The organism is Sphingomonas sp. A2-49, assembly GCF_025548555.1.
Classification (GTDB): Bacteria; Pseudomonadota; Alphaproteobacteria; order Sphingomonadales; family Sphingomonadaceae; genus Sphingomonas.
On the sequence record NZ_JAJLPA010000022.1, the window covers coordinates 42115 to 67058 of the forward strand.

At 67.3% G+C, this 24944-nt stretch carries 24 protein-coding genes and 1 riboswitch; of the genes, 12 read left to right on the forward strand and 12 right to left on the reverse strand.

The annotated features are described in order from the left end of the window. Positions 1–301: 301 nt before the first annotated feature. A complete protein-coding gene (locus LPN01_RS15210; protein WP_262829266.1) occupies positions 302–1831 on the reverse strand; it encodes a proline--tRNA ligase in 1530 nt (509 codons plus the stop codon). A gap of 79 nt (positions 1832–1910) precedes the next feature. Here LPN01_RS15210 and LPN01_RS15215 point away from each other — a divergent pair, with 79 nt between their 5' ends. Beyond that, positions 1911–2819, forward strand: a complete 909-nt coding sequence (locus LPN01_RS15215; protein ID WP_262829267.1) for a DMT family transporter — start codon at positions 1911–1913, stop codon at positions 2817–2819. On the opposite strand, the gene LPN01_RS15220 is transcribed toward LPN01_RS15215, so the two are convergent. The 6 genes from LPN01_RS15220 to LPN01_RS15245 all read right to left on the reverse strand — a co-directional run bounded on the left by LPN01_RS15220 (position 2786) and on the right by LPN01_RS15245 (position 9089). Then, positions 2786–3328, reverse strand: coding sequence for a cytochrome c biogenesis protein CcdC (locus LPN01_RS15220; protein ID WP_262829268.1), 543 nt, complete (start codon positions 3326–3328; stop codon positions 2786–2788). The genes LPN01_RS15215 and LPN01_RS15220 overlap by 34 nt on opposite strands. Before the next feature lie 77 nt (positions 3329–3405). After that, positions 3406–4974, reverse strand: coding sequence for an aminomethyl-transferring glycine dehydrogenase subunit GcvPB (gcvPB, locus tag LPN01_RS15225; protein ID WP_262829269.1), 1569 nt, complete (start codon positions 4972–4974; stop codon positions 3406–3408). Further along, positions 4971–6329 (reverse strand): aminomethyl-transferring glycine dehydrogenase subunit GcvPA, encoded by a 1359-nt coding sequence (gcvPA, locus tag LPN01_RS15230; protein WP_262829293.1) that lies wholly within the window; start codon positions 6327–6329, stop codon positions 4971–4973. Before gcvPA ends, gcvPB begins: the two co-directional genes overlap by 4 nt. Before the next feature lie 120 nt (positions 6330–6449). Further along, entirely contained in the window at positions 6450–6821 is a 372-nt protein-coding gene (gene gcvH / locus LPN01_RS15235) for a glycine cleavage system protein GcvH (RefSeq protein WP_262829270.1), read from the reverse strand. Further along, the gene (gene gcvT / locus LPN01_RS15240; RefSeq protein ID WP_262829271.1) at positions 6821–8014 is read right to left on the reverse strand and encodes a glycine cleavage system aminomethyltransferase GcvT; all 1194 of its coding nucleotides are present in this window, start codon (positions 8012–8014) and stop codon (positions 6821–6823) included. Before gcvT ends, gcvH begins: the two co-directional genes overlap by 1 nt. Positions 8015–8178: 164 nt before the next feature. Then, positions 8179–8270: riboswitch (glycine riboswitch) on the reverse strand. Between the two features lie 165 nt (positions 8271–8435). Next, complete coding sequence (locus LPN01_RS15245) at positions 8436–9089, reverse strand: hypothetical protein (protein WP_410482836.1); 654 nt, start codon at positions 9087–9089, stop codon at positions 8436–8438. A gap of 231 nt (positions 9090–9320) precedes the next feature. Here LPN01_RS15245 and ispH point away from each other — a divergent pair, with 231 nt between their 5' ends. From ispH to rnhA, 3 genes are all read left to right on the forward strand, one after another. Continuing rightward, the gene (ispH, locus tag LPN01_RS15250; protein ID WP_262829273.1) at positions 9321–10292 is read left to right on the forward strand and encodes a 4-hydroxy-3-methylbut-2-enyl diphosphate reductase; all 972 of its coding nucleotides are present in this window, start codon (positions 9321–9323) and stop codon (positions 10290–10292) included. Between the two features lie 130 nt (positions 10293–10422). Then, a complete protein-coding gene (gene thrB / locus LPN01_RS15255) occupies positions 10423–11376 on the forward strand; it encodes a homoserine kinase (RefSeq protein ID WP_262829274.1) in 954 nt (317 codons plus the stop codon). Next, complete coding sequence (gene rnhA, locus LPN01_RS15260; protein ID WP_262829275.1) at positions 11373–11849, forward strand: ribonuclease HI; 477 nt, start codon at positions 11373–11375, stop codon at positions 11847–11849. Before thrB ends, rnhA begins: the two co-directional genes overlap by 4 nt. 189 nt (positions 11850–12038) lie before the next feature. Here rnhA and LPN01_RS15265 read toward each other — a convergent pair whose 3' ends face one another. Then, positions 12039–13052: a DUF3644 domain-containing protein gene (locus LPN01_RS15265; protein WP_262829276.1), complete on the reverse strand. Its 1014-nt coding sequence runs from the start codon at positions 13050–13052 to the stop codon at positions 12039–12041. Between the two features lie 191 nt (positions 13053–13243). Here LPN01_RS15265 and LPN01_RS15270 point away from each other — a divergent pair, with 191 nt between their 5' ends. Then, positions 13244–14314 (forward strand): hypothetical protein, encoded by a 1071-nt coding sequence (locus LPN01_RS15270; RefSeq protein WP_262829277.1) that lies wholly within the window; start codon positions 13244–13246, stop codon positions 14312–14314. Here the strand turns inward: LPN01_RS15270 and LPN01_RS15275 are convergent. After that, on the reverse strand, positions 14202–15335 hold the full coding sequence (locus LPN01_RS15275) for a hypothetical protein (protein ID WP_262829278.1): 1134 nt from the start codon (positions 15333–15335) through the stop codon (positions 14202–14204). The two genes, LPN01_RS15270 and LPN01_RS15275, sit on opposite strands and share 113 nt — an antisense overlap. A gap of 127 nt (positions 15336–15462) precedes the next feature. Here LPN01_RS15275 and LPN01_RS15280 point away from each other — a divergent pair, with 127 nt between their 5' ends. The 6 genes from LPN01_RS15280 (at position 15463) to LPN01_RS15305 (ending at position 22117) form a co-directional block, all read left to right on the forward strand. Further along, positions 15463–16236 (forward strand): hypothetical protein, encoded by a 774-nt coding sequence (locus LPN01_RS15280; protein WP_262829279.1) that lies wholly within the window; start codon positions 15463–15465, stop codon positions 16234–16236. Further along, complete coding sequence (locus tag LPN01_RS15285) at positions 16233–18413, forward strand: hypothetical protein (protein WP_262829280.1); 2181 nt, start codon at positions 16233–16235, stop codon at positions 18411–18413. Before LPN01_RS15280 ends, LPN01_RS15285 begins: the two co-directional genes overlap by 4 nt. Beyond that, positions 18410–19492, forward strand: a complete 1083-nt coding sequence (locus LPN01_RS15290; RefSeq protein WP_262829281.1) for an AAA family ATPase — start codon at positions 18410–18412, stop codon at positions 19490–19492. The genes LPN01_RS15285 and LPN01_RS15290 overlap by 4 nt, the downstream gene beginning before the upstream one ends. Continuing rightward, positions 19489–21375 carry a TniQ family protein gene (locus tag LPN01_RS15295; RefSeq protein ID WP_262829282.1) on the forward strand — a complete coding sequence of 629 codons (1887 nt, stop codon included), beginning with the start codon at positions 19489–19491 and terminating at the stop codon, positions 21373–21375. Before LPN01_RS15290 ends, LPN01_RS15295 begins: the two co-directional genes overlap by 4 nt. 62 nt (positions 21376–21437) lie before the next feature. Continuing rightward, the gene (locus LPN01_RS15300) at positions 21438–21722 is read left to right on the forward strand and encodes a nucleotidyltransferase family protein (protein WP_262829283.1); all 285 of its coding nucleotides are present in this window, start codon (positions 21438–21440) and stop codon (positions 21720–21722) included. Then, positions 21719–22117, forward strand: a complete 399-nt coding sequence (locus LPN01_RS15305) for a DUF86 domain-containing protein (RefSeq protein ID WP_262829284.1) — start codon at positions 21719–21721, stop codon at positions 22115–22117. The genes LPN01_RS15300 and LPN01_RS15305 overlap by 4 nt, the downstream gene beginning before the upstream one ends. Positions 22118–22306: 189 nt before the next feature. Here LPN01_RS15305 and LPN01_RS15310 read toward each other — a convergent pair whose 3' ends face one another. The 3 genes from LPN01_RS15310 to LPN01_RS15320 are packed head-to-tail and all read right to left on the reverse strand — an operon-like array spanning position 22307 to position 24551. Continuing rightward, a complete protein-coding gene (locus LPN01_RS15310; RefSeq protein WP_262829285.1) occupies positions 22307–22480 on the reverse strand; it encodes a YegP family protein in 174 nt (57 codons plus the stop codon). Between the two features lie 59 nt (positions 22481–22539). Continuing rightward, positions 22540–23622 (reverse strand): NAD(P)/FAD-dependent oxidoreductase, encoded by a 1083-nt coding sequence (locus tag LPN01_RS15315; RefSeq protein WP_262829286.1) that lies wholly within the window; start codon positions 23620–23622, stop codon positions 22540–22542. Then, positions 23619–24551 carry an alpha/beta fold hydrolase gene (locus LPN01_RS15320; protein ID WP_262829287.1) on the reverse strand — a complete coding sequence of 311 codons (933 nt, stop codon included), beginning with the start codon at positions 24549–24551 and terminating at the stop codon, positions 23619–23621. The genes LPN01_RS15315 and LPN01_RS15320 overlap by 4 nt, the downstream gene beginning before the upstream one ends. A 51-nt stretch (positions 24552–24602) precedes the next feature. Here LPN01_RS15320 and LPN01_RS15325 point away from each other — a divergent pair. Beyond that, the coding region (locus LPN01_RS15325; RefSeq protein ID WP_262829288.1) for a prepilin peptidase at positions 24603–24944 on the forward strand (342 nt) is incomplete at its 3' end.

Below are 24944 nucleotides of genomic sequence, written 5' to 3' on the forward strand. Positions count from 1 at the left end.
ATCCCCGCGCAGGCGGGGATCCATAGACGCTGACGTCGCTGCTCAAGTCTCGACGGCGCGGCTATGGATTCCCGCCTTCGCGGGAATGACAACGGGAGAGGAATGGCGCCGGCGCGCCACGCCGCTGCGACGAAACATGGTTCGCTAGGAATGCGGAGGCGATGCGCCGGCGCCACCGGTCGTACCTGTCGCGCGCGATGGCATGCCGAGCGCTGCCGCGACCGGCGCCTGTCCGCGTCCTCCGCGCCTCTGCGCTACCATCACCGCCCGAGGGGTCAACGACCGCGAACGGCGTCGGCCCTCAATAGGCCCGCGCCAGCAGCACGCGCTCGACCGCCGGCTCGCCGGTGAACACGCACACGCCCTCGGCCGCGCCGGCATCCGACGGCGCGTTGCGGATCGTCAGCTTCAGCGCCTTCAGCCGCTCGACCACCGCGTCCAGCGCCGCGCCGGTCGGCCTCGCCCAGTTCACCTCGACCCAGCCGGGGGTCTTCGCGCCCTCGGCGAAATGCGCCTCGACCGCGGCGAAGTCCGCCGCGGGGACGATGTTCGCCTTCAGCCGCGCGCTCGCCTCGGCATGCAGCGCCTGCTGGATCGCGGCGAGCAGCGCAGGCGCATCCGCCTCGAAATCGCCGCGCGGCATCACGTTGCTGTCGAGCTTGCCGTCGGCACGGTACAGCCGGTCGCGGCGGATCACCGACACGTTGCCGCCCGCCATGTCGCGCCCGCCGATCTCGACGACGATCGGCGCTCCCTTCTTGACCCAGCCCCAGCGCTTCGTCGCGGCCCTGGCGGGCTTGAGGTCGAGCAGCGCGCGCACCGGTTCGCCGAGCGCCGACGACTGCGACAGGTTGGACTGGATGTCCCTGGCATAGGCGATCAGCGCCTCGTCTTCCGGCGCGTCGCGCAGCATCGGCACGATCACGATCTGCCACGGCGCGATCCGCGGCGGCACGCGCAGTCCGTCGTCGTCGCCATGCACCATGATGACGCCACCGATCATCCGCGTGCTGACGCCCCAGCTCGTAGTGTTGGCGAGCTCGAATTCGCCCGCCGAATTCTGGAAGCGGATATTCTGCGCACGCGCGAAATTGGTGCCGAGGAAATGGCTGGTGCCCGCCTGCAGCGCCTTGCCGTCCTGCATCATCGCCTCGATGCTGTAGGTCGCGACGGCGCCGGGGAAGCGCTCGTTCTCCGGCTTTTCGCCCGCGACCACCGGCAGGGCGAGGCAATCCTCGGCGAAGGACCGGTACACCTCGAGCATCTTGCGCGTCTCGTCGCGCGCCTCGTCGGCGGTGGCGTGGGCGGTATGCCCCTCCTGCCACAGGAACTCGCTGGTGCGCAGGAACATGCGCGTGCGCATTTCCCAGCGCACGACATTGGCCCATTGGTTGATGAGCACCGGCAGGTCGCGCCACGATTGCACCCAGCGCGCGAACGCGGTGCCGATCACCGTTTCCGACGTCGGCCGCACGACCAGCGGCTCCTCCAGCTTCGCGGCGGGATCGGGGACCAGCCCGCCCTGCCCGTCCGCGATCAGCCGGTGATGCGTGACGACCGCCATCTCCTTGGCGAAGCCGTCGACGTGCTCGGCCTCCTTTTCGAAATAGGACAGCGGGATGAACAGCGGGAAATAGCAATTCTCGTGCCCCGTCGCCTTGATCCGGTCGTCGAGCAGCCGCTGGATCCGTTCCCAGATGCCATAGCCCCAGGGGCGGATGACCATGCAGCCGCGCACGCCCGATTCCTCGGCGAGGTCGGCCTCCGCGATGACGGATTGATACCAGGCGGCGAAATCGGCGTCGCGCGTGACGGAGAGAGCATGCTTCATGGGGGCCGAATATCCTTGCCGGGGATATTTCGCCACCTCAGACTTGTCCGCAGGTGCACGCGCCCGCAAGGGATTGCCGGTGACCGACCGCATCCTCCCCGCCATCGCGCTGCGCCTGCTGTCGGTGGTGTTCTTCGCGTTGATGAACGCCGCGATCAAGCTCGCCGGGCACTGGGGTGCGGGCGTCGTCGAGATCCTGTTCTTCCGCCAGTTCGGCGCGGCGTTGCTCGTCACCGCGCTGATCGGCGCGGGACCGGGGTTGCGCACGGTCGCGACCGGCCGCCTGCGCGCGCACGTCCTGCGCGCGATCGTCGGCCTGTCGGCGATGGCGATGAGCTTCAACGGCCTCGTCGCGCTGCCGCTCGCCGAGGCGACGACGATCGGCTTCACCGTGCCGATCTTCGCGACCATCCTCGGCGCGGCGGTGCTGCGCGAGCCGACCGGCCGGTGGCGCTGGGGCGCGGTCACGGTCGGCTTCGTCGGCGTGCTGATCGTCGCCTGGCCGGGCCTCGCCGCGGGGGGCGGCCACTTCCCGCTGCGCGGCGCGGCCTTTGCCCTCGCCGGCGCGTTCGGCACCGCCTGCGTCACCATCCTGCTGCGCCGGATGGGCAGGACGGAGGGCGCGCTGACGATCGTCTTCTGGTTTTCGGTGCTGTCGCTGGTGCCGCTGTCGATCCTCTACCTGCCGAACGCGCGGGCGCACGGGCCCGCGGTGTGGATGGCGCTGGCCGCGGTCGGGCTGCTCGGCGGCTGCGCGCAGGTGGCGATGACCAATTCGTTGCGGCTCGGGCCGGTCGCGGTGGTGGTGCCGATGGATTATTCCAGCCTGTTGTGGGCGACGCTGCTCGGCTGGCTGGCGTTCGACATGCTGCCCGGCGCCGCGACGTGGATCGGCGCACCGGTCATCATCGCCAGCGGCCTCGTCATCGTCTGGCGCGAAACCGTGCGGCGGCGTCAGGAGACGCTGGCCGCCGGCGAGATCGCCTGACCGGCGCGCGCGGCGGCGAGCATGCGACGCCCGCGCAGATACATCTCCAGCCGCTGCGCGGTGAACAGACCCAGCGCCAGCGCCATCAGCACGTCGGTGATCGCCATCGGATCGAGCCCGACAGGGCCGGCATAGGCGATCGCGCCGCGTGCGCTGCTGCGGACGACGATTAGCAGCACGATGAACAGCAATGCCGCGGGCGACGACGTCTGCCCGAGCGCATGCGTTTCGGGATCGATCGTGATCCGCATCATCCGCCCGCGCTGCCAGCCGAGCGCACCACCCAGCACGACCGCGGCGAGGCAGAACGCCCAGCCCCAGCCGTGCGGCGGAAAGCGCGAGAAGGTGAAACCGATGACGACGGCATAGAAGGCCGGCAGCATCCACAACCGCTCCAGCTTGAGCGGCCGCACCCGGCTCATCCGCTTCCAGCGGATCGCCATCACCACCGCGATCACGACGAGCGGTATGGCGTAGCTGATCCAGCCGGTCGGTTGCTCGGTATGCATGCGGGTCCCCCGTTCGGGGCGATGCTAGCCGGGCGCGGCGTCCGGGGAAAGACGTCCCGCGCCCGGCGAACGGGCGTCTATTCCGCCGCCTGTGCCAGCGGCGCGTCCTTCCATACCAGCACCGGCTTGCGCGCGGCGAGCGTCTCGTCCAGCCGGCTGCGCGGTGCGAAATGCGGCGCCGACTTGAGCGACGCATCGCCCGCCTTCGCCCGCTCCGCCACCGATCGCAGCGCGCCGATGAACTGGTCCAGCGCCGCCTTCGATTCGGTTTCGGTCGGCTCGACCAGCATCGCGCCGTGCACGACCAGCGGGAAATAGACCGTCATCGGGTGGAACCCCTCGTCGATCAGCCCCTTGGCGACGTCCAGCGTCGAGAACCCCTCGGCGAGGTTCGCATCGCTGAAGATCGCCTCGTGCATGCACGGCCCGGCATGCGCGAACGGCGCGTCGAGCGTGCCCTCCAGGCTGCGCAACACGTAATTGGCGTTGAGCACGGCATCCTCGGCGACCTGGCGCAGGCCGTCGGCACCATGGCTGAGGATATAGGTCAGCGCGCGAGTGAACATGCCCATCTGGCCGTGGAAGGCCACCATGCGGCCGAAGCTGCCGGCATGGTGTTCGCCCGCATTCTCTTCCTCGACCAGCACGAACTGTCCGTCCTGCCGCTCGACGAACGGCAGCGGCGCGAACGGCGTCAGCGCCGCGGAGAACACCACCGGCCCCGACCCCGGCCCGCCGCCGCCGTGGGGCGTCGAGAAGGTCTTGTGCAAGTTGATGTGCATCGCATCGACGCCGAGATCGCCTGGCCGCACGCGCCCGACGATCGCGTTGAAGTTCGCGCCGTCGCAATAGACGTAGCCGCCTGCCGCGTGCACCGCGTCGGAGATCGTGCGCAGGTCGCGTTCGAACAGGCCGCAGGTGTTGGGATTGGTAATCATCACCCCGGCGACGTCGGGGCCGAGGCGCGCGACCAGCGCCGCGGTGTCGACGCGGCCATCGGCGGTCGCGGGGATGTCCTCGACCTGGAACCCGGCGAAGGCGGCGGTGGCGGGGTTGGTCCCGTGCGCCGATTCGGGAACGAGGATGACCTTGCGCCCGCCCTCGCCGCGCTGCTCCAGCGCCGCCTTGATCGCCAGGATGCCGCACAATTCGCCGTGCGCGCCCGCCTTGGGGCTCATCGCGACGCTGGTCATGCCGGTCAGCGTCACCAGCCAGTGCGCCAGCTGGTGGATCACCTCCAGCGCGCCCTGCACGGTATCGACCGGCTGCAACGGATGGACGTCGGCGAAGCCGGGCAGCCGCGCCATCTTCTCGTTCAGCCGCGGATTGTGCTTCATCGTGCACGACCCGAGCGGGAACAGCCCCAGGTCGATCGCGTAATTCTGGCGGCTGAGACGGGTATAGTGGCGCACCGCCTCCGGCTCGGCGAGCCCGGGCAGGCCGATCGGTGCCTTGCGCGTGAGGTCGCCGAGCCGCGATCCGGCGACGTCGCCGTCGGCGAAATCGACCCCGGTCGTCTCGGTCGAGCCGATCTCGAAGATCAGCGCCTCTTCCAGCATCAGCGCCCTGTTGCCGGTGGAGGTCGGGGCCGCGTCGCCCTTGCCCGCGGTCATCTCGGGCCGCCAGCCGCTCTGATTGATGCTCATGCCAGAACCTCCTCGAGTGCGACGGCAAGCGTCTCGACGTCCTCCGCGGTCGTCGTTTCGGTGACCGCGACGACCAGCCCGTTGGCGAGGTCCGCCGCGTCGGGGTACAGCCGTCCGAGCGAGACGCCCGCCAGGACGCCGCGATCGGCCAGCGTCCGCACCACCGGTCGCGCCTCCGTCGGCAGCCGCAGCGTGAATTCGTTGAAGAAGGTCGGTGTCACCAGTTCCACCCCCGGCACCTGCGCCAGCCGGTCGGCCGCGCGGCAGGCGCCGGCATGGTTGATCCCCGCCAGCCGCCGCAGGCCGGCTTCGCCGAGCAGCGTCATGTGGACCGAGAACGCCAGCGCGCAGAGGCCGGAGTTGGTGCAGATGTTCGACGTCGCCTTTTCGCGGCGGATATGCTGTTCGCGCGTCGACAGCGTCAGCACGAAGCCGCGCTTGCCATCGGCGTCCGCCGTCTCGCCGCACAGCCGCCCGGGCATCTGTCGGACGTATTTGTCCTTGCACCCGAACAGCCCCACATACGGGCCGCCGAACTGCAGGCCGACGCCCAGCGACTGGCCTTCGCCGACGACGATGTCGGCGTCCATCTCGCCGGGGCTGCGGATCGCGCCCAGCGCCACCGGCTCGGTGACGACCGCGATCAGCAGCGCCTTCTTCGCATGGCAGGCGTCGGCGAGCGGCGTCAGGTCGGCGATACGGCCGAGAATGTCGGGATATTGCACCACCACGCAGGACGTATCGCCATCGATCGCGGCGATCAGCGCGTCGAGATCGGTTTCCGCGGCCAGCGTCGGGACCGAGGTTTCGAGCACGTCGCCGGTGTATTTCGCCATCGTCCTCGCGACGCTGACGTAATGCGGGTGCAGCCCGCCCGACAGGATCGCCTTGCCCTTGCGGGTGATGCGCCGCGCCATGCCGATCGCTTCCCAGCAGGCGGTCGATCCGTCGTACATCGATGCGTTCGCCACGTCGGTGCCGAGCAGGCGCGCGACCTGCGTCTGGAACTCGAACAGCATCTGCAACGTGCCCTGCGCGATCTCGGGCTGGTAGGGCGTGTAGGCGGTCAGGAACTCGCCGCGCTGGATCAGGTGATCGACGCTGGCGGGGACGTGATGGCGGTAGGCGCCGGCACCGAGGAAGAAGGGCACCTCGCCCGCGACGACGTTCTTGCGGGCGAGCGCGGTCATGTGGCGTTCGACGCTGAGTTCGGACGCATGGTTCGGCAGGCCGTGGACGGGACCGTCGAGCCGCGCGGCTTCGGGCACGTCGATGAACAGGTCGTCGATCGTGTCCGCACCGATGACGGACAGCATCGCCTCACGATCGGGCTGGGTAAGCGGCAGGTAGCGCATCATAGGCTCCTCCCCTCCCGCTTGCGGGAGGGGTCGGGGGTGGGCCTGTCCATGAAAGAGCAACGCTGGAGGCGACAGGCCCGCCCCCAGCCCCTCCCACCAGCGGGAGGGAGAGCGACCTTACAGCTTCGCGACGAACGCCTCGTAGGCGGTTTCGTCCATCAGTTCCTCGACCTCGGCGGGATCGCTGAGCGTGATCTTGAAGAACCAGCCTTCGCCCTCCGGATCGGAATTGACGAGGCTGGGGTCGTCGGTCAGCGCCGCATTGCCTTCGAGCACGTTGCCCGACACCGGCGAATAGACGTCGGATGCGGCCTTGACCGATTCGACCACCGCGGCCTCGTCGCCCTTGGCGAGCTGCTTGCCGTCCTCCGGCACGTCGACGAACACGATGTCGCCGAGCTGGCCCTGCGCATAGTCGGAGATGCCGACGGTGCCGATGTCGCCATCGATGTCGACCCATTCGTGATCTTCGGTGAAATAACGGCTCATCACTTGCCTCCTGCACGGACATAGCGGTGGGGAACGAACGGCATCGCGACGACGCGCGCCGCATGGATCTTGCCGCGCTGGACGAGGCGCAGGTCGGTGCCCGGCGTCGCCAGATCGGCGGGAACATAGGCCATCGCGATCGGCGCGCCGACGCTGGGCGCGAAGCCGCCGCTGGTGACGCGGCCGATCACCGCGCCGTCGACGTCGACGACGCTCGCGCCTTCGCGCACCGGCTGGCGGCCGTCGACCGACAGGCCGACGCGCTTCACCGCCGGACCGCCCTCGCGCTCGGCGAGGATGCGCGCGGCGCCGGCGAAGTCCGCCGCCTCGCGCCGCCGCTTCGACAGCGCGAAGCCCAGGTCCGCCATGACCGGCGTCGTTTCGGGATCGAGGTCGTGGCCGTAGAGCGGCAACCCCGCCTCGAGCCGGAGCGAATCGCGCGCGCCGAGGCCGATCGGCTTCACCTCCGGCTCGGCGCAGATCGCATCGGCGAAGGCCGCCGCGGCCTCGGCCGGGATCGAGATCTCGACGCCGTCCTCGCCGGTGTAGCCCGACCGGCTGATCCACAGCGCATGGCCGTTCCAGTCGAAGGCGCCGGCGGTCATGAACACCAGCGCATCGACGCCGGGGACCAGCCGCGCGACCGCGGCGACCGCCTTTGGCCCCTGCACCGCCAGCAGCGCCTGGTCGTCCATCAGGTTCATCGTGATGTCGTCGGGCAGCACGTCGAGCAGGTAGGACAGATCGTCGTACTTCGTCGCGCCGTTGACGACGACGTAATGGCTCGCCTCGCCGAACGGATGCGCGCCCTCGGCGGGCAGCGTCGTCGCCATCAGATCGTCGAGGATACCGCCATCGTCGTTGAGCAGCAGCGAATAGCGGATCTTCGTCGCGGCGAGCCCGGTCAGGTCGCCCGGCAGCACCGCTTCCAGCGCCCGGGCGACGCCGTCGCCGGTCAGGCCGACCTGGCCCATGTGGCTGACGTCGAACAGCCCGGCCGATTCGCGAGTCCACAGATGCTCGGCCATGATGCCCTCGTACTGGACGGGCATCTCATAGCCGGCGAACGGCACCATGCGGCCGCCGCGGGCGCGGTGCCAGGCATCGAGCGGCAGCAACTGGATCGCGGGTTCCTCGCCCTCGTCCACGCCGTCGAGCGGGTCGGGCAAGGTGTCTGGCAGCGTATCGCTCATCAACCGTCTCCAAGAAAAGCCGCACGGGACCGACGCGGCAGACCCGCGTCCGATCCGTCTGACCCCCTCTGTCACGGTGACCTGAGAGCTTTGACCCGCCGCGCGCCGCGCATCGGGCTTACCCCTTCGGTGGCTCCTGAAAGGAACGCTTTCCAGAGTGTCGAGAGACGCGCGCGGTCCCGTTTGCCTGAGAGATTCCGGGGTGGTTGCTCCTTCGGCGGCCCCCTTGCCAGGGGCTCTCTCCCGCGCACATCCATGCCGGTCGCCCGGCATCGACACGGGTCGCTCTGACGGCGGCGCGGGGGTTAGTCAATCGCGAAAGCGCTATGCGGTACGCGCTCGACGACCACGCTCGCCATCCCGACGCGGGCGGGGATGACGACAGGGGCGTGGGTGGCGGAAGGGCCGACCGGGCAGCCGGTCAGCGCTGGGCGTTGTACTTGAGCTGGTCGTCGGTCAGCTGGAAGCCGACGAGCGCCTCGAAGCTGGCGCGCAGCACCGCGGAGCGCACCTCGGGCCGGGCGAGCGGGTCGGTCGCCGCATCCTCGTCGCCCGCCTTGCGCTTGCGGGTCAGCTGTTCGCGCACCTCGTCCGGCAGCGTCGCCGCGCTGCGCGTGATCTGGGTCGAGGCGCTGCCGCTCGCCTGCGCGCGCGCCTGGCCGGCGTCGAAGTGGATCGCGACCTGGCCCTTGCGCTTGGCGGTCACCGCGGTGCCGCCGCGCACGATCGCGATATAATAGGGCAGGACGACGTCGCGCGGCGCATCGGTGCGGGTGCGGCGCGCGAGCACGTCGAACGTCACCTCGGTCGCGATCTGTTCGCCCGCGTCGTTGCAGGTGCCGCGGACGTTGGTCATGCTCGCGACCACGTCCACGGCGCTCGCATCGCGACTGGTGACGGGATCGAACAGCGTGATGTCGCCGGTGCCGGCCGCGACGCCCACCGTCGGGCAGGCGGAGCGCACGGCGGTGATGCCGCCTTCCACGATCTCGCCCTTGCTGGCGCACCCCGAGAGGACGAGCGCGAGGGCGGACAGGCCGAGAAGCGGTGTTTTCACGGGGACGCGTACCTTCATCGAACGGGCAATGGATCGCCGCCGGATCGACCGGTCGGAGCGGCACCAGCATAGGAACCGGCTTTGGCGCGTGCAAGCAATCGCGTACTGCCGCGCGTGGAAGCAACCGCGTCCTGCCGCGCGTGGAAGCAACCGCGTTCTCCCGCGCGTGGAAGCAACCGCGTCCTGCCGCGCGTCGAAGCAATCGCGTACTTCCGCGCGTTCGCGCAATCGCGTAGGAGGCGGCACATCATGGCGTCCCTTCCAAGCGCGGCCGGTACCAGACCGGCCCTCGAGCTGCTGATCGCAGCGCCCCGTGGCTTCTGCGCCGGTGTCGACCGCGCGATCCGCATCGTCGAACTCGCGATCGAGAAGCACGGCGCCCCCGTCTATGTCCGGCACGAAATCGTCCACAACAAGTTCGTCGTCGACACGCTGAAGGCGCAGGGGGCGGTGTTCGTCGAGGACCTCGATCAGGTTCCCGACGGCGCGCCGGTGGTCTTTTCCGCCCATGGCGTGCCGAAGTCGGTACCCGCCGCGGCGCAGGACCGCGGGCTCGACTATCTCGACGCGACCTGCCCGCTCGTCTCGAAGGTCCATCGCCAGGCCGAACGACTCGTCGCCGCCGGCCGCCACATCGTGTTCATCGGCCACGAGGGCCATCCCGAGGTCGTCGGCACCTTCGGCCAGGTCCCGGCGGGCGCGATGTCGCTGATCGAGACGACCGCGGATGCGGAGGCGTTCACGCCGCCCGACCCCGACAATCTCGCCTTCCTGACGCAGACGACGCTGTCGGTCGACGATACCGCGGCGGTCGTGGCGGTGCTCCAGCGCCGCTTCCCCAACATGCAGCCGCCGCGCGGCGAGGACATCTGCTATGCGACGTCGAACCGCCAGGCGGCGGTGAAGGCGATCGCGGCGGCGTGCGACGCGATGCTGGTCATCGGTGCGCCCAATTCGTCCAATTCGGTGCGGCTGGTCGAGGTCGCCGAGCGCGAGGGCATTCCGGCCCGGCTGATCCAGCGTGCCGGCGACATCGACTGGGCGTTCCTCGACGGCGTCGGCACGCTCGGCATCACCGCGGGCGCGTCCGCCCCCGAACTGCTGGTACGCGAGCTCGTCGACCTGCTCGCGACGCGGTTCGAGGTCACCGAGCGCGAGGAGGAAACGACGCGCGAAACGATCGCCTTCAAGCTGCCGCGCGGGCTGGACGCCGCGGCCTGAGCGGTTCGTCGTCCGTCCCGCGCGGCCGGGAACAGACCGTCACCAGCGACACGGACGCCATGTCCGCCGCCATCGGCCCCGCATCCGCAGGGACGACGAGGGGGCGGCAGCGGCGAGCAGGGATTTTTCGATGGCCGTCTACACCCAGGTATCCGCCGAGGCGCTCGCCGCCTTCCTGCGCCGCTACGACGATGTCGGCGACCTCGTCTCCGCCAAGGGCATCGCCGAGGGGGTGGAGAACAGCAACTACCTGATCGACACCACGACGCGGCGGTTCATCCTGACGCTGTACGAAAAGCGCGTCGATGCCGGCGACCTGCCCTTCTTCCTCGACCTGCTCGATCATCTTGCCGCGCGCGGGCTGCCGGTGCCGCCGGCGATCCGCGACCGCGAGGGAGTGGCGATCCAGCAGCTGGAGGGGCGGCCCGCCTGCCTCATCCGTTTCCTCAACGGCGTGTCGCTCAGCCAGCCGACGCCCGAACAGGCGGGCACCGCCGGCGCCGCGCTCGGCGACCTCCACGCCGCGGTCGCGGACTTCGCCGGCCACCGGCCCAACAGCCTGGGCGTCGCGGACTGGCGCCCGCTGCTCGAACGCTGCGGCAACGACCTCGACCGGATCGCCCCCGGCCTGTTCGCCCGCGTCGACGCCGCGCTGGAGCGGGTCGAATCGGCGTGGCCGCACGATCTGCCGACCAGCGTGATCCATGCCGACCTGTTCCCCGACAACGTCCTGACGCTGGGCGCGCGGGTGACCGGGCTGATCGACTTCTATTTCGCCTGCACCGATATCCGCGCCTATGACGTCGCGGTGATGCACGGGTCGTGGGCGTTCGACGCGGCCGGCATCCCGCTGACGGGCGTCGGCGAGGCGCTGCTCGCCAGCTATGCCGGCGCCTTCGGCCTGTCCGCCGCCGAGCGTGCCGCGCTGCCCGTGCTCGCCCGCGGCGCCTGCATCCGCTTCCTGCTGACCCGCGCCTGGGACTGGCTCAACACGCCCGCCGATGCGCTGGTGACGCGCAAGGACCCCCTCGCCTATCTGCGCCGGCTCGACTGGTACGACGCGCATCCGGAGGCTTTCGCATGACCGACCCCGCCCCCCAATTGGTGGAGATCGCCACCGACGGCGCCTGCAAGGGCAATCCCGGCCCCGGCGGCTGGGGCGCGCTGATCCGCTTCGGCGCGCACGAGAAGGAATTGTCGGGCGGCGAAAAGCTCACCACCAACAACCGCATGGAGCTGACCGCCGCGATCGAGGCGCTGAAGGTGCTGACGCGGCCGTGCACGATCCGCCTGTCCACCGACAGCAAATATGTGATGGACGGCCTGACCCGCTGGATCCACGGCTGGCGCAAGAACGGCTGGCGCACCGCCGACAAGAAGCCGGTCAAGAACGCCGAGCTGTGGCAGGCGCTGTTCGCCGAGACGCAGCGGCACGAGATCGAATGGGTCTGGGTCAAGGGCCATGCCGGCAACGCCGACAACGAGCGGGTCGACAAGCTCGCCAGCGACGCCGCGCTCGCCGCGATGCGCGGCTGTGATAGGGGACATATAAGTTAGCTGATTTACCCCCACTATTTGTCCAGTTTCTGTCCAAAATCTATCCGGCTCTTCTCGTAGCGCGCTGGCGAAAAATGTCGCTTTGCGCGTGCACAAGACTGTGCCGGTCATCGGAGTGGAGATCGACCTCTGCGCGACATGGGTCCGACGACGTCGCCATGGGGTGAGAGGCTCGTCGGCGACGCCTCCTCAGCTTGGTCCAGGTTCAGGTTCGAAGAGGGTCGCGCTCTTGCGCTCGTAATGTGCGTCGAAAGCCTTCAGGGCGTTCGGATTAAAGAACGCCTTCCTGCCGCCCTTCCTCCGCTCGGGATCGAGAAATCGTTCGTAGCAGAGCTTCTTGTCCGCCTTGACGGGTTTCATCCGCTCATGGAACTCCGCGTTCTGCTTGAAGTCGGCATAACGCTCCTTCAGCTTCTTGATCAATTCATCATACGTCCAGGTGAAGCCTGGAGGCACCTTGTCGCCTTCGACCATCAGCGTCAGATCGGCCTCCGCGCCGCCGACCACCGACGCCTTGACCGCGGCGTCGTCCTTCTTCTTGATGAGGTCGAAATCGATGCGGACGGTAAAGGCGAAGTCCGACGAGGCCGGCGGAAGCCCCGCCTCCACCTTCTCCATGTGCACCAGGAACTTCGTCACCGCGTCGGACGACTTCTTGGCGACCGCATCGACCACCTTCTGATCCAGATCGAATGAGATAGGGATCGAGGCGATGTTGAGGTCGGAGAACGACAAGCCGAACCATGCCTGCGCAGCTGTGACGTAGTTGCGCACCGCCGCCATCGAGATCTCGGTCAGCTTCTTACGCAACAGCGCGTCCGTTGCGACGAAGTGCGTCGCGCTGTCCCGGATCTCTAACAGCGCCTCGATGTTGGCGATGCACGCCTGGTCGATCCGATCGGACGCATAACCCGACACCAGCTTCCAGCTGCGATCGATGCCGATCGTCATCGGGGTCATGGATCTCGTCCGCTTGACCTCCTTCAGCTTGCTGGGCGAACCATCCTTCTTTTTGCGGGCTCTGAACTCGTGGATGGCGCTGGCCTTCCCGCCGTTCTCCTTGATGATCCGCGCCTTGAGCAGAAGCTCCCATGCATTGATCATCAGGATCGCGAAGGTCTCCTCGCGATACAAGGCCGAAGCGCGATTATACGTCTCGACCGCCGACAGGCATGCGGCGCGCGACTTCGACACCAGCTGCATGTGCTTCGAAGTCGGCAAGGTTCATTCTCCTGCGACAGGTATCCCTTCGAAGCGAGGTCTTGGCAAGTGAGAGACCGTCTTCCGAGCCCCATCCATTCACCCGCTGCCGAAGGAGCGGTTGATCCGACCACGCCCAAGCAATGAGCATAGACTAGGTAGCGGTCACTCCGTCGTCTGACGGAGATAGGAAAATGGCGGATATCGAAAAGACTGGCTCGTCTTCGCCAGCATGGCTGAAGGCCGTCGCACGGGCGCGAACCGTTCGGGAATATCTCAGCCTCGAGAACCCAACCGTGGCGGACGCCGCACTCGCCGCCGCCAAGCTCAATATTTCGAAGCGCAGCTTTTATTATCTGGTGAAGGCCTTTCGAGTCCTCGGCGAACGGCCAGTCCACTCAGTTCCGAGGCCAGCGCGCGTCTCAAAGGAGATCGAGAAGATCATCGCCGGTGCCATCGAAAAGGCCGGCGCCGATGCTCCCATCAACAAGATCGGCCGCATCGCACGCGCGGAGGCCGCGAAGCTGGCAATCCAGCCCCCGGCGAACAAAACCATAGCCTCGCGCGTCCGCGCAGCACGTGGAGAGAGCAACGGCGGCCAAGAAGAAGGCCGCCTGATCATCGACAGCGCGCCCATGGAAGTGCCTGTGGCCTTGAGCGGCGGACGTGCCGTCCCATACGCCACCATCGTCATTGACAGCACGAGCCATCGACCTGTCGGCGTATCGCTGAGCCTCGAGGAGCCGGGCCCCGAGACGGTGACACATGCGCTCATGCAGTCACTCGGTTTCCTGCAAGTTACCCCAATGTCGATGTCGATCTCAATTCCGCCGAAAGAGCAGGACCGATGGACAGACCTTCTCAATGCGCTCCAGCGCGCAGGCATCCAACTCGAACAGCGGTCCCAAGGTTTCGGTTCGCAGGTCGGCAGGCTGCTCGGCAACCGCCTCGCCGAGATACCGCTACGGCCGAGGCTCGGCATCGAAGAGATAATTGAGCGAACCAAGAACCTTCCCGCGGTGCCGATCGGGGAACTCGACCTATATATCCGGCAAGCTCGGCCTCACTGGCGTGCGGCCAGAGGATGCCCGCCTCGAAAGCCTGCTGCAAGCACTACAAATGTCGCGGCGCGCGTGGCCACGCTCGGCCAAGTCATAGGCCGGGAAATGGCCGTGCCGCCTTCAGCAGCGGACGGACCTGAGCGATCGCCTCGACGGATTCGTCCAAAGCATCGGGTCGCTCGGCCTCACCGCTCAACATCGTGACCTCAGCCGACCTGATCGGAGACATCAGTTGCTGATTCATCACCAAAGGCATAGTCTTTCTATCCAGGACAACCCACCCCTCGGTTTCATCAGAAGCAAGCCACTCCCGATCGCGATCGAAGCGCGGAAGGAGCGCGATGCCACTAATCGCTGCGCCCACCAGACGCCGCATCCTGACCCCGCTCGTCCGCGATCCTCCGCGAAGCAACCGCACCGGTTCATCGAAGTCCTGCCTAGGTCCGATCCGCAGCCCCGGCGGAAGCACCATCTCCATCCGTTCCAACGTGGACGCGACGCTCCGGATCTCGCGCACCCTGTGGTGCCATAGAACGAAGGACGTGAGGGCAGCCTCAATGGCGGAATAGCCGCAGCCGATTGATGCCATGCCCCATCCGAGGACCAATGAGGTGTCGACGTCCAGGACAAGGGCCAAGCTCTGCGCCGCCAGCCGGCCGTCATGCGAAACCGCCACGCGGACCGGTGCCTCGTCCACAAGGATGTGACGACCCACTGCACCAGTCGATCCGTGAGCTCTGCGCAACGCGTCGAGCCTGCGCGATACGGTCTTCGCAGCAGGGACAGAAATGTCTGCCGCGCGTGCAGCAGCCTGGACCTGTCGCACCACCGTGGCGAGGTTCGAGGCAGGATCAGCGGCCAATGCATCCAGCACCGCGCGATCGATCAAGGTCGACCGCGTCTCTTCAACACCCCTCACCGCCGCTCGGCGATGCCCAGATCGGCTCCGCACGGCGACCGCCTCCGCCGGCGGCATGCGTCTCAAGCGGTCGATCAGCACGTAGACGTTCCGACGCTTGATGCCGAGCTCGGCTTCAAGGTCCGCGACGCGCCTATTCGCCCCGCCGGTCACCATGGGCTCTAAGGCGAGAAGGCGCCCGACCGCACGGTCGCGCTCCGCCAACGGCATGCTGGCGAATGAATACGCCTGCTCCTGCGGAGACCAATCCCCGCCAGTCGCCCGCTGCAGTCGCGCCAGAGCTTCAGTCAGCCCTTCCCACTTCACGCTAAACCCCTCTACCGATCAAGAGACCTTGATACCTTTCTGTTGCACAAATCAACAGCGGAACCTATGTGTGCAATGGGAAGGTATCAAGGAGGATCGATTGACAACACGTTCGGCAAGCAGCGGGATGCTCCAGATCGATTTTCTTCTCGGCAGCGGACGCGACCGCTCATGGCCCGATGGTCCTGAGATATCCCACGTGCCGCTGCGCAAGGTCATCAGCCGAGCCTCGCACATCAGCAACGGCCGGTTCCGCAGCTACAAGCACCCCACGAGCGACGTCGCCATGATCGACGCCGAATCCGACGGCGAGCTGCTGTTCCTGCGATTTGCCGAGATGGACCCGAACGTGGAGGCGATCGTATCCCAGCCGACCCGCCTCGTCCCGCACGTGGAAGGCGTCGCCTTCGACCACGTCCCGGACTTCGCCCTGATCGCCGATGGCCGCGCTCAGATACATGAGGTGAAAAGCGGACGCTGGTACGACGACCCCATGGTCAGGAGCCGCCTCGTCGCTGCGGCCGAATACGTAGAGGGGTGGCCCGATTGGGACTACCTGGTCGCACCTTCCTCATCGTTGTATGACCATCCCAAGCTGGCAGCAGTCACGGACCTATGGCGCCGCCATCGACGAATCTGGACGAAACTCCAGCGTCGCGCGATCCTCGACCATCTCGTCCGCCGCGACGCGATAATCGCGGATGTAGCAGCCGCGCTCGCCATTCCGATGGGCGACCACGCGCCGTCCGAACGCCACATCCTGTCGCTCGCAGCCGGCGGACAGATCTTCATCAATCTCGATCATCCGGTGGGACCGACGAGCATGATCCGGTTCCCCGATCAACAGGCGCTACCGCCCACCCTTCTGCCCTCGATACGCCCGGAACCGCTACGAGCATGAGCTACATGCGCCTCAGGCAGGGAGCCTGGATCACCCACCTCGGACAGCGTTGCATGTTCGAGCGCCGTCAGGACCACCTGACCGAATGGCGCTCCACGAACGGCACTTTCGAGCATTTCGTCTTTACGGACACCGAGATCCAGCGCGGAATCAACGCAGGCAACATGCAGTTCTACGACGGCTTCGGCAGGCCGCCGCGAGAAGTTCGCAACGTCTCCAAGGTGCATGGCGCGCGAGGTCCGACCGTCGACGATCGCGAAGAGGCGCGGCGAAAGCTGTGCTACGTGCTCAGGGCTCACGAACTTGGGTGCCTCAATTCGGACGCAGGTCCGCACCTGTGGCTCAAAGCCATCGACGACGTCTTCAGCGCACACGGCCCTCAGTGGAAGCGGTTGCGAGGTGCTCGCAAGGGCGAGCCCACGCAGAAGCCCAGCTTCAAGTCCCTCCGCCGCTGGGCGGCCGAGGCCGGTCCGAAGCCGAAGATGGAAAAGCTGATCTCAGCGCACCGGCACAAGGGCAATTACAACGACCGCATCCGCGTAGAAGTGCGGGAAATCATCGACGAGCTGGTCAAGTCGCGCTGGATGGCCCGCCCGCCGATCACCATCGAGACGCTCCGCGACCTGGTGAATGGGCGCATCGGCGAACTCAATACCGGACTTCCGCCCGGCGCCACCGCCTTCAGGCTAGCCGGCCTGACAGCGATCCAGTCTTCGATCGACGCAATGCCACGCAACGACGTCATGCGCGCACGCCACGGGGACATGGCCGCCTTCCTAAAGTTCGGCTCTGCCGAGGCGCAGGCCGATCCGACGGCGCCGCTCGATCGCGTCGAACTGGACTCCACACCCGCCGACCTCTTCGTGATCTGCTCAAGGACCGGCCTGCCGCTCGGCCGTCCCACCATCGTCATCTGCGTCGACCGATGCACCAGGATGGTGCTGGGCTGGTTCGTCACCTTCGAGAAGCCCAGCGTCCTCGCCCTCATGCAGTGCCTGCGCAATTCAATCCTGACCAAGGACTACATAGCCGAGATGAACGAGGAGCACGGCTGGAACATCCGCCACGAGTGCGTCACCTTCGGCATCCCCGCCTCGCTCGTGATCGACCGCGCCCTTGAGAACGTCGCGGACCATGTGATGAAGCTCGCCCAGAGGGTCGGCATCAATCAGATTCACCTCATGGGTGGCAGGAAGCCCTGGCTGAAGGGATGCGTCGAGAGCACCATCGGCACGATGTCGGAACGGCTGCTGCACCCCTCGAAGGGCACCACGTTCCACAACACGCTGGTGCGCTTGGGCTACGATCCCGAGAAGGACGCGGTATGCACCGTCGACGACCTGGATTGGGGCCTCCATAAATACTTCATCGACATCTATCCGCGCGAGCAGCGGCGCAGCATCAACAACCGCCGCGCGGTCGACCTCTGGAACGAGCTGACCCGGAAGTATCCCGTCGACAGCATATCCTCGATCGACGACGTGTCGCACCTGTTCGGCAGAACCGACACGGCCGTCCCCGGGCGACACGGCATCAACGCGAACTCCATGCAGTATTTCTCTAGGGAGCTTCTGGAAGTTCAGCGTACCAGCAGGTTCAAGCGCGCTCTGGAAAAGCAGGGCGGCAGGATAGAATATCACATCGATCCGGCCGACATCGCTCGCATCTATGTCGAGCTGCCGCACGAGGAGCGCACCATCGTCGTGCCCGTGGCGCCGAAGTGGCGAGAATACGCCACGGGACTGTCGCTATTCGCGCATCGCAAGATCCGCGCCTACACGAACGAGACAGCGAGGACTGCGAACGACGCCGACCAACTCCTCGCCTGCAAGCTCGAGCTGCTAGATATCATGCGAGGTCAGGCGTTGCGCCGCAATGGCGGCATTGCCGCGCGGCAGACGCTCGCCCGCTTCGAGGGCGTCGCGAGGACGGCACGAAGCGGCGATGACGCTGGCACGAGCGTGCCGGGCAGCCCAGCGCACACCTACGCCAGCCGGACGATCGGACGCGTCCGCACGCCTTCGAACGACGACGAGGGCTCCCCATCTAGGCCGACGCCGCATGAAACTGCTGCCGCCGCGCCGCCGCCGCCGCTTCCCAGGCCCGACCAGTCCGATGCGACGGTCCCCCACTCGCCTGCAGCTCCAGCTCGGGCCAAGAAGGGATATCGGCCGTGACAAAAGAAATCGCGACGCCCGACCAGGATATCCCCTGGTCCAGCGTACCCGTCGGACAGCGCCTAGCGCATCTGAAAGGCATGGTCGTCGATCGCGACATCGAAAGGCAGATTCACGACGTCTTCGACGTGGTAAGGGAAGCGAGGATGGCCGCTAACGAGCCAGCAAACGTCGTCGTCATCGGCGAGACGGGCGTCGGCAAGTCCGACATTCTGAAACGCTACCTCGCCAAGAATCCCTCATACCGCCTCCCCGACAAGCGGCTGAAGCGGCCGGTGTTCCTGATTGAGATCAGGAACCAGTCCACGCCGAGGTCGGTAGCAAGACAGATGCTCCGACAGCTCGGTTTGACGGAACGTCGCTTTCTCGTGGGTGCGATCCCGGACCTGACGGCGCTCGTCAAACACCAGCTGATCATCCAGCAGGTCGAGCTATGCATTCTGGACGAATTCAACAACACGCTGTCCGACGATGGACGCGTCCGCTCCAGCCGCGTCGCGGAGTGGGTCAAGGATCTATGCAAGTCGAAGACGCGGACCGACGAGGAGCCTGACGGCCTTCCCGGGGAGATCATCCCGTTCGCGATGGTCGGAACCGCGAAGACGGGTCGAATCGTCGATCCGATCGAAAACGAGGAGCTTGCCAGCCTGACCCCTTATCGCTTCCAGGTCGAGCGATACCCATACGACACGGAGGATCAGGTTTCCGAGTTCAGACGCTTCCTCGACGATCTCGACCAGGAACTGCCCTTCGACGAGTTTAGTCACCTGGGCGCAGCGGACGACCAGGGCCGATACGACCTCGCGGACAAGATTCACGTGGCCACCTACGGCCTCCTTCGACAGGTCGGCTATCTCGTCCGCGAGGCGGCCCGGCTTGCTATCGTAGGCGGGGACGATCGCATCCGTGAGCACCACCTGCACCGCTCGGTCGAGAACCAGCGCGGGCTGCTGCAGTCGAACCTACTCAGCGAAGATGGCAAGGCCGAGAAGCGCTCGGTGACGAACCCGTTCAAGGCCCCCCTCGCGCCTTCGCGACCCGAGCGCGGCAGCAAGCGTGGCTTCCAGAAGGCAGCATGACCGAGCCTCTCCCCGCGCCCCTCTCGCCGCGCCCCGGCGAGAGCGCCACCAGTTTCATCGAAGGACTGGCGGAAGCGAATGGGCTCGGGTTCCTCGCCCTCTCGCGCACCATCAGCAACCAGGTGGTGGACTCGTGGACTGACCGCGAGTGGGAAATCCTCGCTCGTTTCTCTGGAGAGGACGTCACCGCCTTCGATCGTATCCGACGCCGCCCGCCGGGCACGCCGAGCGGCGTGGACAGCGTCCTCGGCAACGCGGTCCGTCCCACGTATCTCGTCAGGCGCACGCAGCGCATATGCCCGCTCTGCGTCGCCGCCGATGGGCTCCTGAAAGCCGTTTGGGACGTCGCGCATGCCGCGGCCTGCCCACTCCACGGCACAATCCTTGTTTCCAGCTGCACCTGCGGACGCGACCTAAGGGACCATTCGCGGGGCCCCAAGCCGCGAAGCTGCTTCTGCAAGCGTCTCTATGCAACGATGGAAGCGGCGGTGGCATCAACCGACTTGGCGACCGGGGCCGAGTGGATCCACGCGGCAATGGGCGCAAGCGCGCCCACGGATCGCGAATGGAACTTCGCTCCCCCACCCTTCGACGGGTTGGGCCTAGGCGACCTGATCCTCGTCATGGAGCTTGTGGGACGGGCCGCGACGGCCACTCAGGAGAACGACCCGGTCCAGCAGGTCCGCCCGCACGGCTACAAATTAGGCAGCTTGGGCTGGAACGTCTCCATCGCTAGGAACGTCGAGATCGTAGAAGCGGCCGTCCCCGTGATGCGCGACTGGCCCGCCGCATTCAATCGCATCCTCGACGGGTTCGCCGCCCGCAACGAGGCGGGCCGGTCGATGCCCCGTCGGTTCCGGGACCGCGGACTCCCCGCCCGCGTCCTCTCGTCCACCGTTGGGCGATCCCTCGTCCGACCATGGCGGGGGATGGACGGCAAACCTCTGCGGATCGTAGCCAGCACGGTCGACGACTGGTGCCGGGCGCGTCTCCGAGCTCCGAGGAAGCTCGCCAGTCCTATCACCCGAAAGACGGCCGGTTCCCAAGAGATGAAGCATCGGGTCGCGTCGTTCACTGGCGACGATCCCGAAAGCCTCCGCTTCAAGCGGAACTACCATCGCGCCATCGGCGCGCTGCGTCCGGACTTGACCGACAAGGCGGATGTCGAACGGCTGCTCGTCGGGATTATGGCGCCCACGCTGGACGTCAGGGACACACTGGATCTCCTCGACCACAGGACGCTGCACGCCTTCGAACACTGGCTGCACCCCGACCTGCTCGTTCCGGTACCCGGATCCGATCCGAACGTCCGCTCGTCCGTCCGCTTCTACAGAGCGGACGTGCAGGCGCTGCGAACCCGACTCTGCAACGCCATTGTCGATATCGGCGCCGAGCCGATGCCAGCAGATCTCGTGGCCCTGAACACGAACGGGATCTCCTTCTACGCCGAATGGTATACCAAGACTGACCTCATCCTGGACATCCTCTCCGGGCGGGTCGCCGCGTTCGGTCGAGGCCGAGCTCCGCTCCTCGTCGACTGTCATGTCGATCGGCGTGCCGCCGACGAGGCGAGTCTGTCACGAAAGGTTCGGATGCTACTGCACCGAAACGACTTCTACCCCCGGCACCGCCTGCTCAAATTGCTGGTCGAACTCTGGCCGAACGCCGAGCCAATCGCCATGGATGGTGCTGCGCGGACAGAAGGCAGGCCGGCCTTCCGCGAGGTGCGCAATACCACCGGCGGCCGAGATCGCCCCGCCTACCGCTTCGGCACGATCTCCGTGCTTCAGGCGCAACTCGCCGCTGCCGGTCGGTCCGTTTCGCCCGAAGTCGACGCGGCAATCCGCGCGCACGCCATCGCAACGGCGGACACGTTCCTCTGAAGCCCGATCTTTGCTAAGTCAGGAACATTGCATACGGAGGAAATTCGATGGCGTCGCGCGGCATGAGGGACGAACTGATTGCTCGCGCGGCCGAGCTGCACACGATACTGGCCCGAGCCTCCGCGTCCTCGCCCCGCCTTTTCGGCTCCGTTGCGCGCTGCGAGGATCACGACGACAGCGACGTCGACATCCTCGTCGAAGCCGGTCCCGACTGCTCTCTGCTCGACCTCTGCCGAGCGGAGGCCGAACTGGAGGACAGGTTCGGACGCCCGTTCGAACTCGTCACCCTCGCAAGCCTGCATCCTACCGTGAGGTCGGAAGCCGTCGCGCAGGCGATCGCCCTTTGAGCAAGCCGCTCTCGCTCGACGATTGCCTCGAACTCATGCGTCGAGGCATCGAGGACGTGGCCATCTGCACGGACGGCGTTGACCGAGAACGCTTTTTGCTCGACCGCACACGGCAGCTAGCGCTCGTCAAGGCGCTCGAGAACATCGGTGAGACAGCCGGCGACGTGCTCGCGACATATCCCGATTTCGCAACCGGGGAGCGCGACATACCCTGGCGGGCCTGGAAAAACGCCCGCAATCGGCTCTGCCACGGCTACCACAGCATCGACTACGATCTCGTGTGGAGCATGGCGCAGCGTGACGTCCCGGCGCTCAATAACGCTCTTCAGGCGATCGCCGACTTCGACCACCTTCGGCAGATCCAAGGTCTCGGCGGGCCAGGTCGCTCAGTTTGAGGCATCCACTGGCCCGAAGTCGGCTGACCGGGTCGGGACAACTTTTCGATACGACCGCTTCATTAGCAAGAAAACTTTTGAGGGTGCTAAGCGACAGGTTGCCGCCGGCTCCGACGACCCTTCGCCCTAGAAGAGATTCGACCTTTGCAGGACAACATTTGCCCGGCCCATCAGGCTGACGCGGGCGCGCTATTCCTCCTCGACCGTCGCCTCCGGTCCGTTCTCCAGGATCGAGGCGATCGCATTGCGGGCTGAGGCGCGGCTGGAATAGCCCTCGGTCCACCAGATCAGCTCGCTGTTATGCTTGAACTTGGCAACGAATTCGCCGGCCTTGTTCTTTTCGATCACGAACGTGTGCGCCATGGCATGGTCCTTTCGCGTCAGGCGCCGACGCTAGCAGGCCCCGGCCCGGACGCCAAATCTCAGGCGAAGCGCCCCGGCGCGTAGCGGTCCGGGTCGACCCCTTCGAATCCGGCGGGCAGCACCGATCCGAGCAGCAGGCTCGCCGCGACCGCCGCCCCCGCGGGTGCGGTCTGGATGCCGAACCCGCCCTGCCCCGCGCACCAAAACAGGCCGGGGACGCCCGGATCGAAGCCATAGACCGGCAGCCGGTCGGGCGCGAAGCTGCGCAGGCCCGCCCAGCTGCGCTCGACCGCGGCGACGCGCCAGTCGACGACCTGCTCGAACCGGTCGATCGCGATCGCCACGTCCAGCTCCTCCGCCGCCGCGTCGCACGGGTCGACCGGCGTTTCGTCGTGCGGACTCAGCCACAGCCGGCCGCCCGATTCGGGCTTGAAGTAGAACTTGCCGGATATGTCGGCGACGTGCGGCAGGTCGGCGGCGGCGGGCGGGTCGGTACGGATCTGCGCGATCGTGCGGCGATAGGGCTGGATGCCGAGCGGACGCGCGCCCGCACGCTCCGCGACCGGATCCGCCCAAGCCCCCGCGGCGTTCACGAGCACCGCCGCGCGATAATCACCCGATGGCGTCGCGATCGTCCACATGCCATCGGCGCGACTCGCCGAGTCGAGGCTCGCGCGCGTCGCGATCGTACCGCCGGCACGGCGCACGCTCGCAAGGCACGCCGCGTGCAGCGCGGCGACGTCGATATAGGCGCAGCTCGGTTCGCTCACCCCCAGCGTCCATTCGGGGCGCAGCCCGGGGATCGACGCGGAGGGATCGACGCGCGCGAGTGCGACGGACGTGCCGTCGAAAGCGGCGAGAAACGCATCGATCCGCGCCGCATCCTGCGCCCGCCCGATGTGCAGCGAACCCAGCGGCTCGAGGAACCCGCCCTCGCGCAGCGCCGCCTCGGACGCGCTCGTCAGGGGCTGGATGCCCGGCCCGCCATAGGTTTCGGACCAGAAGGCGGCGGAGCGGCCGGTGGCGTGATAACCCGCCTGGTCCTCCGCCTCGAGCAGCAGCACGCGCGCATGCGGCGCCACCGCCGCGGCGAGGCTGGCACCGGCGATCCCGGCGCCGACGATGGCGATGTCGTAGGTCATGTGTGCCCGTCCAGAAAGTCGTCGATCAGCGCATAGGCGCGCAGCCGCACCGCGTCTTCCTCGCGCAAAATCTCATGCGCCGATTCGGCGCCGAATCGCTCCAGCCGCACGTTCGGCAGCCGCGCCGCGAGGCGGATCGCCGCGCGTGCGTCGACCAGCCCGTCGGCTTCGGCGACCAGCATCAGGATCGGCGTCGCCAGCGTCGCGAGGCGCGGGTCGGCCTGCAAGCGTGCGCCCGCCGCGAACGCCTCGCGCACCCACGCCCAGCTCGGTGGCCCGAGTTGCAGCGACGGGTCGCGCGCGTACCAGAACGCCTCGTCGTCGAAGCGCTCGATCGAATGGGTCAGCAGCTGCCGGCGATGCCCCGTCGAGCGGGCGTCGTCGCGCACGCGCCACGCCGGCCGCGCGGGATCGCCGATCGCGGCGAGCCAATGCGCGATCCGCCCGCCCCCCGCCGCGCCGATCGGCGAACGGACGCCGATCATCGGCGCGACCAGCACCGCCGCCTGCGGATCGACCGCGCCGTCCAGCATCGCGCGCAGCGCGAGGTGCCCGCCCATCGAATGGCCGAGCAGCACCGCCGGCCCCTCGCCCGCATCGCGCCACTGCGCCCAGAAGGCGGCGAGGTCGTCGACCCAGCCCGCGAAGCTGGCCGCGTGGCCGACATGCCGATCCGCCGCGAGTCGCCCCGAACCGCCCTGCCCACGCCAGTCGAACGCGGTCACCGACCAGCGTTGCGCATGCAGATGCGCGATCGTTTCCAGATACTTCTCGATGACGTCGGCGCGTCCGCCCTGCACCAGGATGCGCCCGCGCGATTCGGGATGGTCCCAGTCGAACCGGCGATGCTGCCAGCCGTCCGGCGCGACCCAGCACGACAGCCGCGATTCGGCCGGCATCGTCCGGCGCAGGGTGACGGTATCGGTCATGCGCCGGCTTGGTTACGTTTTCGCAAGCCATCCCGTCTACCTGTTACGCCGATGGGGTGGGATAATCTCGGAATCGCGACGCTGCTGGGCGTCCTGGCGCTGCTGTTGCTGGCCGCGGGCATCGAGGATGTGCGCACGCGGGAAATCGCCAACGCCAAGAATGCGGCGATCGCGCTGCTCGCGCCCGTGTGGTGGTGGGCGATCGGGCTCGGCTGGAGCGACGTCGGCATCCAGCTGCTCGTCGCGACGCTGACCTTCGCGGTGTTCGTGGCGGCGTTCGCGGCCGGCTGGATGGGCGGCGGCGACGTCAAGATGATCGGCGCGCTCGCGCTGTGGCTGCCGCTGGGCAGCCTGCTCGACATGCTGATGACGATGTCGGTCCTGGGCGGGGCG